The organism is Pseudomonas sp. MDT1-16 (assembly GCF_054898115.1).
Map to the genome: position 1 here is coordinate 3,311,391 of NZ_CM142717.1, position 12,669 is coordinate 3,324,059.

The following is a 12,669-nucleotide window of genomic DNA, read 5'->3' on the forward strand; positions in this document are numbered from 1 at the left end:
CAGATATGCCATCCCGCGCCAGGGCGGGATGAGGCTCAGTGTGGTACAGGAATCAAGCGCGAGGCGGTCGCCATACCCCGGACGGGGCCTGAGTAGGGAGGAGGACGCTGAAGATTGTCAGCATTTGCTGGCTGGACAAACGGGCGGCAGGTTTTCCAAACGACACTTGTAGCAGACTGGCGCTCCTGCATTCCTGGCCAGGTTTGCAGGTTTTGCCGTGATCGGTGGAGCTGCTCATCTCGTGACAGCAGTCCTGGTTCATATCACCCATCATGGTCATGCCCGTCGTTTTAATCGGGCAAGGTTCTGTTGGTGACTGAATGCCCGCCATCCCGCTCAGGGGAAGCGCCAGGCTAATCAGAAAAATAAGGCAACACCGCAGATAGCGTTTCATGCGAGGGAGTCTAGTCGCTGGTAATGGGCTATACAATTACGAATCTGTCAGGTAGAACCCGGCAGATGCGGGCGATAGCCAAGGAAACTGGAATATGTCCCAGACAATTGCGACACGTAGCATCCCCCGTACGGTCTGGGCGTTAGGATTCGTCAGCCTGTTCATGGACTTGTCTTCAGAAATGGTTCATAGCCTGCTGCCGATGTATCTGGTGGGTTCTCTAGGCGTCAGCATGATCACCCTGGGGCTGATCGAGGGTATTGCGGAGGCGACGGCCCTGATCGTTAAAGTCTTTTCAGGCGCCATCAGCGATTATTTCGGACGACGCAAAGGCCTGCTGTTGCTCGGTTACGGACTGGCAGCACTCACCAAACCGCTCTTTCCGCTGGCCCACTCCGCAGAAATGGTGTTCACCGCACGCTTTCTGGATCGGATTGGCAAAGGTATTCGCGGCGCTCCACGTGATGCCCTGGTCGCTGATGTATCGCCACCGGAGATCCGTGGCGCTTGCTTCGGCTTACGTCAATCCATGGATACGATAGGGGCCTTCCTCGGGCCAGCAGTAGCCATCGGCCTGATGTATGCCTTCAGTGAAAACATTCCACTGGTGTTATGGATCGCGGTGATACCGGCGTTGGTAGCGGTCAGTCTGATTTTTGTTGGCGTCGATGAGTCCGAACATGAGCCGTCAGCTCAGCGCTTTCGTTCACCCATACGGCCACAACTGCTCTACAGCTTTTCGCCGGCTTATTGGTGGGTGGTGATAATCGGCGCATTGTTCACCCTGGCACGTTTTAGCGAGGCCTTCCTGGTCTTGCGCGCTCAGCAAGCAGGACTGTCTGCAACCTGGGTGCCGATAGTGATGGTGGTGATGGCCTTGTTCTACACGCTCTCGGCCTACCCTGTGGGGAAGGTCTCTGACCGTGTCAGCCGCACAAGTCTTCTCGGGGTCGGGTTGATATTGCTGATCCTGTCCGATCTGGTTCTAGCCAGCGCCGAGTCCGTCTCAATGTTGATACTCGGCGTCGCCCTATGGGGACTTCATATGGGATTCAGTCAGGGATTACTGGCTGCCCTTGTCGCTGACACGACACCGGCAGAACTAAAAGGAACCGCTTTCGGGATTTTCAACCTGGTGAGTGGTGTATCCATGTTGCTGGCAAGCGGGATTGCGGGGTTACTTTGGCAAACTTATGGTTCAGCAATGACGTTTTATGCCGGAGCAATTTTTTCTGCGGTAGCGCTCATACTGCTGATAGCACAACGTAGTAAGAGCACACGTTGTTTGCATGATCACGGACCACGCAAGAATTAAGGAAAGTTTGAAAACTAGTTTGCCGGGTACTCAGCGATCACTTGGTCGGTACCTGCTTTGCTCAGACCGATGACCTGATAAGCATCCTGCTTGCCACCGACCTCCATACCAGGCGAACCTGCCGGCATGCCCGGCACAGCAATCCCGAGAAGGTCATCGCGTTTGCTCAAAGCAACTATTTGCTCAGCAGGCACGTGGCCTTCAACAAATTTTCCGTTGATCAACGCGGTGTGGCATGACGAGAGACGCGGAACAACACCCAGGTCCTGCTTGACCGCGCTCATGTTGGTTTCTACATGATCAACGACGGTGAAGCCGTTGGCTTCAAGATGCTGCATCCACTTCTTGCAGCATCCACAGTTAGCATCACGATGGACGTCGATCGTCAGCGAATCTGCTGCATGACCAGTTGAACTGATCAACAGAGCCGCGAATGCAGCAAGGTGAAGTATCCGTCCGGGCCGATAAATGTTATTTCGCATGGGTATGCTCCTTCCCATCAGCATGGGGATGAGTTTGTGGTTGCGCGACAGGAGTTGTAGAGGCGTCATGTGAAGCCTTGGCACCCTGAGAATGGGCGTGTTCGGGACTTTCATCCTGAAAAGGCGCTGCGGCAACCTCATGGGCGTGGGCGCTGTTCCTCTCGTCATGATGGTCGCCTGCGTCGGCAACTTCTTCGGCTGCCCCCGCATCATGATGTGCAGAGGCTGCCCCCTTTTGACCCTCATGCTCACCTTCATGGTTATGCATTTTGCTCTCGCCGCCGCCGTGTTGATGACCACCACTGCTGACTGCTAGAGCGGTGTATTGCTCTGCATTCAGGGTGGGAAGTTGCTTAAGAAAAGCGACCATTCCCCAGATGTAGGGATCGGCCATGCTTTTACCCCAAGCGGGCATGCCTGTGGATTTGATTCCATGCTTGATGATCCAGAAAGCTGCAGCAGGGTTTCCATCAACCCCCAGTTTTGAAAGATTGGGGGGGGCAGGGTAAAGGCTATTGCTTAACTCGGTTCCTGCGACACCCGGAGCGAGGTGGCAGCCAATGCACATTGAGTTGTAGTTACCCGCACCTGCACGAATAAGAGTTTCATCGCTCAGGTCGGGAACTTCAATGTCGCGTGAGCGCACTGCTATCGAGCGATCCCGAGCAGTGGACAGAAGTGCGTAAACGGGTTCGGAATGCGGATCATCCGCCCCAACATTAATCACACCAAAATACACCACGCCGGCACCTACTATTGCGGCGACCGCACCGGCAGCAGTCAATGTTTTCAATGTTCTTTTCATGTCAGGTACTCAAAACCACATCCGAATACCGGCGACAAATCGCGCCTCGTTCGTATCTTCGCCTTCATCGCTAGCGAGGTCGGCGGTCTTGCCGTAGGAGCGACTCCAGCTGACCCCGATGTAGGGAGCAAACTCCCGGACAATCTCGTAGCGCAACCGCAAACCCACTTCGGTATTGGCCAAACCAGAACCAATGCCGCGTTGACGATCGTTTTTCCCGTAAAAGTTCATTTCGGCTGTCGGCTGCAAAATCAGGCGATTAGTGAGCAGAATGTCGTAGTCGCCCTCTAGCCGAGCGGCGGTCTGGCCGTTCTCACCGATGAAAGCGGTGGCTTCAGCGTCAAAGTTGTAGAGGGCCATGCCCTGGATGCCGAAGGCGCCCCAAGTCTGCGGCGAGCCTGGTTTAAAATCCTGACGCACGCCGGTTACAACATCCCACCACGGGCTGATCGAGTGCCCCCAAAGCGCTTGGAGTTCGGCGTCTTCAGTCACACCGTTGGTACGCTCCCCCTCAGACCGCAGCCATAAACGATCAATGTCGCCACCCATCCAGCCTTTTGCATCCCAACTCAGGGCGCTGCCGTTATCAGCGTCCTGATACTCGAACTGATCAAGGAGAAAGAACGTGTTGAGGCTTTTGTCATGAACACCATGGCCTGCCACAGGCGGAAAAGCAGCTTTACGATCAGCATCTGTTAATACGGGAATGGGAGTTCGACTCGTGCTGGTCGCCCCGGCATCCATATTCATTTTGCTGTGATCCATGCCTTCCATTTGCCCATGATTCATTTTGCTATGGTCCATAGACTCCATAGAACCATGGTCCATCTTGGAATGATCCATCTGGCCGTCTTTGGCGGGCATCGACTTTTGAGGCACCGCCGGTTTCGACTCCGTTCCCGAGGACATGGTCATCGACGGGTCCATCACTTCAGCGGCGTTGGCCCAGCCAACAAAAGCGGTGCTGACTGAAACCGTCAGCGCCATCAGGGTCGGACGTAAAAGCTTGTTGGTCATGATCTCAATCCGCTTTTTTGGTTTTTTTGTCATGATCCATCGACTCATTACTCATCTTGCTGTGATCCATCGAACCATGGTCCATGGAACCGTGATCGGTTTTGGATTCATTGGTCTTGGACTTTTGCGTTGGCTCTGGCTTGTCCGTTGATGATGCAGGAGCGGGATGGGAATGCTCACCGCTGCTTTCTCCTGCCAGTGCAAACGGCACTCCACCCAACAGGCCAATGGCAAGGGCGCAACCGATCAGCGACTTACGATTCAGATATGTACTCATAACCCGTCTCCTTTACTCATCAACCCGTACTTCACGGAACATGCCCATTTCCATGTGAAATAGCAGGTGGCAGTGATAGGCCCAGCGCCCCAGCGCATCAGCTGTTACTCGATAGCTGCGCTTAGTGCCAGGTGGCATGTCGATCGTGTGCTTGCGCACCATGAAGTTTCCGTCCTCATCCTCAAGGTCACTCCACATGCCGTGGAGGTGGATGGGGTGGGTCATCATGGTGTCGTTAACCAGGGTGATACGCAGCCGCTCGCCATACTTGAGGCGCAAAGGCTCAGCATCAGAGAACTTGATGCCGTTGAATGACCAGGCGAACTTTTCCATATGACCGGTAAGGTGCAGTTCAATGGTGCGATTGGGCTCGCGGCCATCCGGGTCCTGGAAAGTGCTCTTAAGGTCTGAGTAGGTAAGCACGCGACGGCCGTTGTTGCGCAAGCCAATACCTGGGTCGTTCAGCTTCGGCGCTGTGCTCATGGCTTGCATATCGACTAACGGGTTGTTGGTTTCGGAAGCCGGATGAGACTGCATTGCTTCTGTGCCCATGCCTGCCATCTTGCTGTGATCCATGCCGGACATATCACCCTGATCCATGCCGGTCATCTTGCTGTGATCCATGCCAGACATATCGCCCGGTTTCATGGTGCTGTGGTCCATGCCGGCCATGTCGCCCGGTTTCATGGTGCTGTGGTCCATACCGGCCATGTTGCCGTGATCCATTCCACCCATTCCCATATCATCCATGGTGACGAGGGGGCGCGGGTCGATCGCCGGGACCGGCGCCTTCAATCCTTCACGCACGGCCAGGGTTCCGCGGGCATATCCGGTTCGATCCATGGACTGGGCGAAGATGGTGTAAGCCTCTTCGCTGACAGGCTCCACAATCACGTCATAGGTTTCTGCCACAGCGATGCGGAATTCGTCGACGCTGACCGGGTTGACGTGCTGGCCGTCGGCGGCCACCACGGTCATTTTCAAGCCTGGGATACGGACGTCGAAGTAGCTCATGCCCGAACCGTTAATAAAGCGCAGGCGCAGCTTCTCACCCGGTTTGAAAATCCCGGTCCAGTTACCGTTAGGGGCCTGGCCATTCATTAGATAGGTGTAGGTATCCCCACTGACGTCGGCGAGATCGGTGGGGTTCATTTTCATCTCGGCCCACATCTTCCGATCCGCCACCGTCGCGGCCCAGCCTTTTTCGCTCACATCGTCGATGAAGTTGCCAACGGTGCGTTTGTGGTGATTGTAGTAGTCCGACTGTTTCTTGAGCTTAGCCATGACCCGACCAGGATCTTCATCAGTCCAGTCGGTCAGCATCACCACGTAATCGCGGTTGTATTGGAAAGGCTCAGGCTCTTTCGAGTCGATCACGATGGGCCCGTAGACACCGGCCTGTTCCTGAAACCCCGAGTGGCTGTGGTACCAGTAAGTACCATTCTGATGGACTTTAAATTTGTACTCATACATGCCATCGGGCGCGATACCGTGAAAGCTCAAGCCTGGCACACCATCCATGTTGGCCGGCAGGAGGATCCCGTGCCAATGGATGGAGGTGTCCTGGTCCAGGCGGTTCTTCACCCGCAGCGTGACCGTTTCCCCTTCACGCCAGCGCAGCAGCGGTCCCGGCAAAGAGCCATTGATGGTCATCGCCGTGCGCGCCGAGCCGGTGATGTTCACTGGGGTTTCGCCAATGAACAAATCAAATTCATTGCCGGTCAGTACGTTCGGAAAACCGGGACTGGTTACTGCCCAAACAGGGGTACGCCACAGGCCAAGACCGCCGAGAATGCCACCAGCGGCCAGGCCTTTGACGAATGTCCGCCTAGAGGTTTTGCAATGCATGCCGTTTATGTCCACTCAGTCAAAAGGAAGCCGTGCGAAACACTTTGCGCGTTTTGCTTACCGGAGGGGGGCAACTTCTCTGGAGTTCGTCTCGAATCCCCCTGAGCCTTGCCCGCCGCCGCAAATGACAAAACTCATACGGCAGACGAGCTCAGAAATTGCCACACTTTAACTATCAGGGTGATTACATTTCTGTCAGCTTGGGAATGCGCCAATCGTTTCAGCACTTAGCGTGGCCGGCTGCGTTTCCTTTGCTCTCTGCTACGGGGGATTGAGTGCCTTGCTTTTGGGCGATTTGGTACGATTCCATCGAATCCTTCCTGGCCGCTTCCGTACGCGCAAATGTCCGGTCACCACCGCCTTCGGCCATAGCCAGAGAAGAAACGGTCAACGCTGCAAGAACAAATAGGGTTTTCATGGATTTCATTTGGGTAGCCTCGGATAAGTATTTGGTTGCCCCGTAGAATCCACATCAATAGATGATTCTGGGGGTTGAGCTCTAGGCTCGATGCCACCTTAACCATCATTCCCTGTCAAAAGCCTTAGGTGAAAATTACAGTTGCGTCAGGTTGCGCTTCCCTCCTTGTACAACCGTTTGCGTAACATCGTTTTGTAATAACCGAATTCGGTGGCGTCATCGGTATCCTCACCATGACCGATATTCTCGAGTCCTTCGCTGAGAGATGCCCGCTGTCAGCGAAGTCGAAGACCCAAATTTTTTTTGAGAGTGGCGGATTCATTGTTAGTGGTGCTCTGAATCTCAAGCGCGTGAACGAACCGGTTTTCAGGCTAAGTCGACCGAAAGCTACCAGACTCTGGCGGGGCTCGTCACGAGCCTGTTGGATCGTGGTAAGCGTCCGCTTAACACACCTTGCCTAATTAACGGGCGCCTATCTGCTGCAGGATTACACTCCAGTTGACCAACCGCTTGCATTCGACCTGACCTGTCATTTGCATGAGCTCTGACCATCGCATCGGATTGTCCAGCATGCTTTCCAACCATGAGCGACAGAGAACGGCTGGCCAGGAACGGTCATACGAGTTTACATCCGCTTTTAGCCTTAATAACTCGGCAGCTTGATGGCGTCAGCTTTCGGCGAGAGGATTTTCCCGAATAAGGTCTTTAAACCCGGTGCTGTGGCGATCCTCAACACCGCGTGGCCAATTGCGATGCCAAGTCGCGAATGCGGTGATGCCAATCTCGGCGCGAACTTGGGTACGCTTTGCGCCTGAGCGACGTATGGGCGCATGAGCTTTTCGTAGGCCGCGAACGCGTTGGCGTGGTCGGCGTGACGACTCAGTTCGCCAGCCAGGACGTAAGCGCCGCACAGCCCCAAGCTAGTGCCCATGCCGCTGATGGGCGATGCACAATATGCTGCATCACCTACTAGCGCGATGCGCCCCTTAGACCAACGGGGCATTTTGACCTGACCCACCGCGTCGAGGTAAAGGTCGCTTGCTTTCTCCAACGCGTCGAGTACGCGAGGTGTCTCCCAACCGGCGCCGGCAAACATCTGCTTGAGTAAGCTTTTTTGTTCGTCCTGCGTGAGCTTCTCGTACCCGCTCGGTGCCTGCTGAAAAGATAGAAAGGCACGCGTGGTGCCTAGGTTATCCGGACGCAAACAGACACAGCGGCCGCCGGGAATGTTGTACCAGCGCATGACCTGGCCATCGCTCGGCTGCCATGGCACGGTGAAATAGGCAGTGTAGAGGTCAAGAGGTCGGCGCTGGACTTCGTTGCCGAATACCCAATTGCGCGTCGTCGAACCAATACCTTCAGCCACGATCACCAGATCGTAAACATGCTCGCCTCCCTGCTCGAAGCGCACATGAACCTGCTCGCCCTTGTCGTCCATGGTTTCAATGCTGTCGCCGAATCGGTAGCTGACCCGATCCTGGCTATGCTGGATCAAAAGCTTTGCAAGTTCGCCGCGCAGGATTTCCAGTTCAGCTATCGGCCCCTCACCGTCGAAAGCATTTACATCGATAAAGGCTTTGGTGCGATTGTCTTGGTCGACAAAGGCGATACCCTGCTCGCGGGTTGTGTTCGCCTGAACCAGAGCTTCCAACCCCATACACTGAACGACGACGCGACCGGCGCCCCGTACGTCAATAGTTTGCCCGCCGTCGCGAAACGCGGGCGCTCTCTCGACCACGGTAACATCCATGCCATAGCGGGACAGCCAGTAAGCCAGCGCTGGCCCGGCGATACTTGCTCCGGTCACAAGAACTTTTTGTGCTTTCATTACGCGTCCTGATTTTCACGGGTAGGGTTAGTGCTGACTGGCAAAGTGCTGCGATAGACCTCGATCACCTGTCCGAGAAATGTCTCGACAACTGCGCGATCCTGACCGTCGAGTGTGCGGAGGACAGCGCCCAGACCATGGAGCATCGGCGCGATATGCCGATAAGCCTGCGCCACCGAGTCGGCTACAGGGCACACCAGTACACGGCGTTTGTCAGTGAGCTGTCGCTCACGAACCACATGTCCGGCGCGCTCCAACCGGTCGATAACCTGAGTAACGCCTGCGGTAGTCACTGAAAGACGCGCTGCAAGCTCGGTCGGCGGCAAAGGCCCATCGGTGATCAGGTGCTCCAGTGCCGCCACGTCGGTCTGATTAATGCCCAATGCTGTGCCCAGATTGCTGGCAGCTTTACGCGTCAGGATGGCAATTTGTTGCAACTGCTGGCCGATGGGATCACTGGCAATTTGCAGGCTTCGTGGATCCTCGGATGGATATGACGGAAATGAAGGCGACTTCATGCGTAGGGGCTGTCCAGAATTTAAGGCCGAGTGTTATGAGGACAGCTAAACTAGCATATAGCTAACTTGCTTAGCTAGCTTTCAAGGCTTTGGCGAAAAGCCGCAAGCGTTGCACGCGCGCATCAATTGTTTATAAGGGTCGAATCACAGCATTTAGGGCCGCCTTGGGTGGTTATCTGCCGGCCATGTCAGCGAAGCGTGCTGCTCAAACCCGATGAAAAGGACTTCTCGGGTCGAAGCAAACAGGTGGTCAACTCTGTGCAATTACCCACCTGTGCGGCAACAGCTCGGAAATCCCGCTCGCCCGCTGGGTGGGCAAACGAGTCAGTACGTCCTTCAGGTACGCATACGGATCATGCCCATTCATGCGCGCCGACTGGATCAAACTCATGATCGCCGCCGCCCGCTTGCCGCTGCGCAGCGATCCAGCAAACAACCAGTTCGACCGTCCAAGCGCCCACGGCCGGATCAAGTTCTCGATCTGGTTGTTGTCGATGGGCACAGCCCCATCCTCCAGGTAGCGCGTCAGCGCTACCCAACGCTTAAGACTGTAATCCAGGGCCTTGGCCGTAGCCGAGCCCTCGGGCACAAGTTCGCGTTGGGCCAGCATCCACTCATGCAGTTTTTCAGCGATGGGCGCCGCCGTTTCCCGACGTAATCGCCAACGGTCTTCGTCGCTCATCTCCTTGGCGTGGCGCTCGACTTCGTACAGCCCGCCAATCGAGTGAAGCGCCTGCTCCGCCAACTGGCTTTTATTCGCCACGTGCAGGTCGAAGAACTTGCGGCGCGCATGGGCCATGCAGCCGATTTCTGTGATGCCTTGTTCGAAGCTGGCCTTGTAGCCTGCGAAGTCATCGCAGACCAGCTTGCCGTTCCAGGCGCCCAGGAAGTTACGCGCATGTTCGCCGGCACGGCTGGGGCTAAAGTCGTAGACCACGGCTTTTATTGCCGAAAACGGCGTAGAGCTGTAGGCCCAAACGTAAGCGCGGTGGGTTTTCTTCTCGCCGGGCGCCAGCATTTGTACCGGCGTTTCATCGGCGTGAACCACGCGCTGGGCCAGCACCACTTCGCGCAGCGCATCGACCAGGGGCTGAAGCTGCACGCCGGTTTGACCCACCCACTGCGCCAGTGTCGAGCGCGGGATGGCCAGGCCGGCACGGCCGAAGATCTTTTCCTGTCGATACAGCGGCAGGTGGTCGGCGAATTTGGCCACCATCACGTGCGCCAGCAGGCCGGCAGTGGGGATGCCCTTATCGATCACCTGCGACGGCACCGGCGCCTGAATCAGTGTTTCGCACTGCCGGCAGGCCCATTTCCCACGAACGTGCTGCTCAACCGTGAACACGCCCGGCGTGTAGTCCAGCTTCTCGCTGACGTCTTCACCGATGCGCTGAAGCTGGCAGCCGCACGCGCACTGGGTGTTGTCCGGCTCGTGATGGATAACAGTGCGTGGGAACTGCGGTGGCAACGGCGCACGCTTAGGTTGCTGGCGTGGCTCTGCCTGCGCGGGTGCGGGATGAAGTGCTTTTAACTCGGCCTCAATGGCTTCGAGGTCGGTATTGAGCAGGTCATCGAGCAAGCTGCCTTGCGCCGGGCTGATCTGCTCACTGCGCTTGGCGAACTTGTGGCGTTTAAGGATGGCGATCTCGTGAGTGAGCTGCTCGATGATCGTTTCATCACGATGGATCTTTCGGCTCTGGGTGTCGACCTTGGACATCAACTGCGCAGCCAGTGTGCGCAGTTGTTCGGGGGTCATTTGGTCGAGATCGGGCAAGGAAGTGTCGGGTAGCCCCAGATCATTACTGATCCGGGGCCCCCTTAGAACCGTACGTGCGAGTTTCCCCGCATACGGCTCAAGCTTACGAAAGCCAGTCTATTACTGGCCGGTCACGCGGAAGGTGGTTTTTGCAAACCGCTATGCTTAAGTGGCTCCTTGAATCCCTGCTTGTGGCACTGTAAGTGGCAGTCGGGATGGAGCAGTACACGGTTATTTAGTTTATCCGGGCCGCCATCCACCCGCCTGACAATGTGGTGATCGTGCCAGCCGGTATCCTTGCTGATGGCATGCCCGCATAAAGCACATTTACCCTGTTGCCGCCTGAAAAGACTCAGTATCTGCCGCCGATACCGGAGCTTATGTAGCATCCGTTGAACCCTTAACGCCTCCCACTTAAACTCCTGTTCTGCATCGTACGGCTGATACGCACCCGGCAAGCGCTTGTGACGAACGATTACGGTATCCGCCAGCATGTATAGCTGGCGAAACTTCACTGTCCCGTCGATCCCCTTTACTGGGTATACAAATGCCCGGTGAATTCTGGAACAGTAATATCGCCGTTTAAGCCAACCAACAGACTTCCTCGGATGCCGACGCTTTGCCCACCTCAAGATCCGCCAGAAGATAAGGTTGTCCAGCTTGTTAAAGGTGGCTTTCGCCACAACCGGGGAGTGATATTGCGCCCACCCTCGCAGCACTGGGTTCAGTCGCCCCATCAGTGCACCCTGAGTAAGGGTTCCGCTGTTTTTTATAATATCTCGCACTTTCCGATAGAACGTTGAAACATTCTTCTTCGCAGGCTTGATAAACAGCTTTGCCTTTCTGTGCGGCGACTTCGGGACGTACTTCCTAAAATTCCACCCAAGAAAATCAAAGCCTTGATGGATGTGTGCGATGCGCGTTTTTTCTTGCGATAATGCAACCCCGCGTACAGACAGGAATTGCTCTATCCAAGGCTTGATTTCGTTTTCAAGCAACTCTTTCGAGTTTGCCAAAACCACAAAGTCATCTGCATAGCGCACAACCTGAACCTTGGTTTTCTTCGCTTCTATGGTGCCAAAGCGCTTTTTCAAGTGATCTTTCAGCAAAAGCTCCAAACCATTCAAGGTGGCGTTTGCCAGACAGGGAGAGATGATACCGCCCTGTGGCGTGCCTGCCTCCGTAGCAACAAATTGCCCCCGGTCAACAACCCCGGTTTTCAGCCATTTGCGCAGTATCGTCTTATCCATTGGGATATTTTGACAAAGCCAATCATGGCTGATGTTATCGAAAAAACCTTTGATGTCCCCTTCCAGAATCCAGACAGGGGCTACTTGGGGGGCCAGCAAATGAAACAGCTCTACCATTGCGTCGGCCGTCGAGCGATCCGGTCGGAAGCCGTAGCTTCGGGGGTCGCTCTGGCTCTCTACAACAGGTTCAATTGCCAGCAGATGAAGCGCTTGCATGGCCCGGTCCAACATCGTGGGAATTCCGAGTGGGCGTTTCTCCTGTTTGCCAGGTTTCGGTATCCATACCCGCCTCAACGGTTTAGAACAGTAACCCCGCTTGATCGATAGACACATCACCCCTCGAAGTTTGGCTTGGGGCGTCTCCCACGTTTCGCCATCGACCCCCGGCGTCCTGCGACCCCGGTTCTCCGTGACTCGCCGCACAGCTAAGCATCGCCCATGAAACGAGTGAGTTAGCATGCGTTGCAGGCGCTTCACCTTTCGCCAGTCGGCCTTCCTTGTTGCCTGCGCAATTTTCAACTGTGTTTTCCGAACGGAGGTTTGAATTCTGGCCCAATCGAGACCGTACCAATTCATGGCCCCATCCAAGGACGCAGACGTAACCGAAGTCGGTGGTTGCGTATTCATACAGTCCTGCTCGAAGTTAGAAACTGTTTGCACAGGATCTCTTAGCGTGTACCCGTGCTAACTTCATAGTTCGACGGAATCAACAGTTGTATTTGCGCTCGTAAACCAGATGCACGTCAGCCAGGGTTGCCCCT

At 55.5% G+C, this 12,669-nt stretch carries 12 protein-coding genes and 1 pseudogene; 2 read left to right on the top strand and 11 right to left on the bottom strand.

Annotation, left to right across the window (positions count from 1 at the left end; translation table 11 throughout):
* Positions 1 to 52 precede the first annotated feature (52 nt).
* Positions 53 to 394: a hypothetical protein gene (locus ACYZT3_RS15015; RefSeq protein ID WP_282378163.1), complete on the bottom strand. Its 342-nt coding sequence runs from the start codon at positions 392 to 394 to the stop codon at positions 53 to 55.
* A 94-nt stretch (positions 395 to 488) separates the two neighbouring features.
* Between ACYZT3_RS15015 and ACYZT3_RS15020 the strand changes: the two genes are divergently transcribed.
* Positions 489 to 1,709, top strand: coding sequence for an MFS transporter (locus ACYZT3_RS15020; protein ID WP_462030192.1), 1,221 nt, complete (start codon positions 489 to 491; stop codon positions 1,707 to 1,709).
* Between the two features lie 14 nt (positions 1,710 to 1,723).
* Here ACYZT3_RS15020 and ACYZT3_RS15025 read toward each other — a convergent pair whose 3' ends face one another.
* From ACYZT3_RS15025 to ACYZT3_RS15050, 6 genes are all read right to left on the bottom strand, one after another.
* Positions 1,724 to 2,191, bottom strand: a complete 468-nt coding sequence (locus ACYZT3_RS15025; RefSeq protein ID WP_282378167.1) for a DUF411 domain-containing protein — start codon at positions 2,189 to 2,191, stop codon at positions 1,724 to 1,726.
* The gene (locus tag ACYZT3_RS15030; RefSeq protein ID WP_462030193.1) at positions 2,181 to 2,996 is read right to left on the bottom strand and encodes a c-type cytochrome; all 816 of its coding nucleotides are present in this window, start codon (positions 2,994 to 2,996) and stop codon (positions 2,181 to 2,183) included. Before ACYZT3_RS15030 ends, ACYZT3_RS15025 begins: the two co-directional genes overlap by 11 nt.
* 9 nt (positions 2,997 to 3,005) lie before the next feature.
* Positions 3,006 to 4,046, bottom strand: a complete 1,041-nt coding sequence (locus ACYZT3_RS15035; RefSeq protein WP_462030194.1) for a copper resistance protein B — start codon at positions 4,044 to 4,046, stop codon at positions 3,006 to 3,008.
* On the bottom strand, positions 4,018 to 4,290 hold the full coding sequence (locus ACYZT3_RS15040; protein WP_282378171.1) for a hypothetical protein: 273 nt from the start codon (positions 4,288 to 4,290) through the stop codon (positions 4,018 to 4,020). Before ACYZT3_RS15040 ends, ACYZT3_RS15035 begins: the two co-directional genes overlap by 29 nt.
* A gap of 12 nt (positions 4,291 to 4,302) precedes the next feature.
* Positions 4,303 to 6,138: a copper resistance system multicopper oxidase gene (locus ACYZT3_RS15045; protein ID WP_462030195.1), complete on the bottom strand. Its 1,836-nt coding sequence runs from the start codon at positions 6,136 to 6,138 to the stop codon at positions 4,303 to 4,305.
* Positions 6,139 to 6,358: 220 nt separating this feature from the next.
* On the bottom strand, positions 6,359 to 6,565 hold the full coding sequence (locus tag ACYZT3_RS15050; RefSeq protein WP_282378177.1) for a co-regulatory protein PtrA N-terminal domain-containing protein: 207 nt from the start codon (positions 6,563 to 6,565) through the stop codon (positions 6,359 to 6,361).
* Between the two features lie 182 nt (positions 6,566 to 6,747).
* Between ACYZT3_RS15050 and ACYZT3_RS15055 the strand changes: the two are divergent.
* A pseudogene (locus ACYZT3_RS15055) lies at positions 6,748 to 6,986 on the top strand (hypothetical protein); the annotation flags it as partial.
* A gap of 213 nt (positions 6,987 to 7,199) precedes the next feature.
* On the opposite strand, the gene ACYZT3_RS15060 reads toward ACYZT3_RS15055, so the two are convergent.
* From ACYZT3_RS15060 to ltrA, 4 genes are all read right to left on the bottom strand, one after another.
* On the bottom strand, positions 7,200 to 8,384 hold the full coding sequence (locus ACYZT3_RS15060) for an FAD-dependent monooxygenase (protein WP_462030196.1): 1,185 nt from the start codon (positions 8,382 to 8,384) through the stop codon (positions 7,200 to 7,202).
* A complete protein-coding gene (locus ACYZT3_RS15065) occupies positions 8,384 to 8,902 on the bottom strand; it encodes a MarR family winged helix-turn-helix transcriptional regulator (protein WP_462030197.1) in 519 nt (172 codons plus the stop codon). Before ACYZT3_RS15065 ends, ACYZT3_RS15060 begins: the two co-directional genes overlap by 1 nt.
* Positions 8,903 to 9,152: 250 nt before the next feature.
* Complete coding sequence (tnpC, locus tag ACYZT3_RS15070) at positions 9,153 to 10,658, bottom strand: IS66 family transposase (RefSeq protein WP_462032375.1); 1,506 nt, start codon at positions 10,656 to 10,658, stop codon at positions 9,153 to 9,155.
* 131 nt (positions 10,659 to 10,789) lie between these two features.
* Positions 10,790 to 12,535, bottom strand: a complete 1,746-nt coding sequence (gene ltrA / locus ACYZT3_RS15075; RefSeq protein ID WP_462030198.1) for a group II intron reverse transcriptase/maturase — start codon at positions 12,533 to 12,535, stop codon at positions 10,790 to 10,792.
* Positions 12,536 to 12,669 lie beyond the last annotated feature (134 nt).

Coding starts and splice junctions, on each gene's coding strand:
- ACYZT3_RS15040 (WP_282378171.1), bottom strand. CDS start 4,290: ATGAGTACATATCTGAATCGTAAGTCGCTGATCGGTTGCGCCCTTGCC.
- tnpC (WP_462032375.1), bottom strand. CDS start 10,658: ATGACCCCCGAACAACTGCGCACACTGGCTGCGCAGTTGATGTCCAAG.
- ACYZT3_RS15020 (WP_462030192.1), top strand. CDS start 489: ATGTCCCAGACAATTGCGACACGTAGCATCCCCCGTACGGTCTGGGCG.
- ACYZT3_RS15015 (WP_282378163.1), bottom strand. CDS start 394: ATGAAACGCTATCTGCGGTGTTGCCTTATTTTTCTGATTAGCCTGGCG.
- ACYZT3_RS15025 (WP_282378167.1), bottom strand. CDS start 2,191: ATGCGAAATAACATTTATCGGCCCGGACGGATACTTCACCTTGCTGCA.
- ACYZT3_RS15035 (WP_462030194.1), bottom strand. CDS start 4,046: ATGACAAAAAAACCAAAAAAGCGGATTGAGATCATGACCAACAAGCTT.
- ACYZT3_RS15060 (WP_462030196.1), bottom strand. CDS start 8,384: ATGAAAGCACAAAAAGTTCTTGTGACCGGAGCAAGTATCGCCGGGCCA.
- ACYZT3_RS15065 (WP_462030197.1), bottom strand. CDS start 8,902: ATGAAGTCGCCTTCATTTCCGTCATATCCATCCGAGGATCCACGAAGC.
- ltrA (WP_462030198.1), bottom strand. CDS start 12,535: ATGAATACGCAACCACCGACTTCGGTTACGTCTGCGTCCTTGGATGGG.
- ACYZT3_RS15050 (WP_282378177.1), bottom strand. CDS start 6,565: ATGAAATCCATGAAAACCCTATTTGTTCTTGCAGCGTTGACCGTTTCT.
- ACYZT3_RS15045 (WP_462030195.1), bottom strand. CDS start 6,138: ATGCATTGCAAAACCTCTAGGCGGACATTCGTCAAAGGCCTGGCCGCT.
- ACYZT3_RS15030 (WP_462030193.1), bottom strand. CDS start 2,996: ATGAAAAGAACATTGAAAACATTGACTGCTGCCGGTGCGGTCGCCGCA.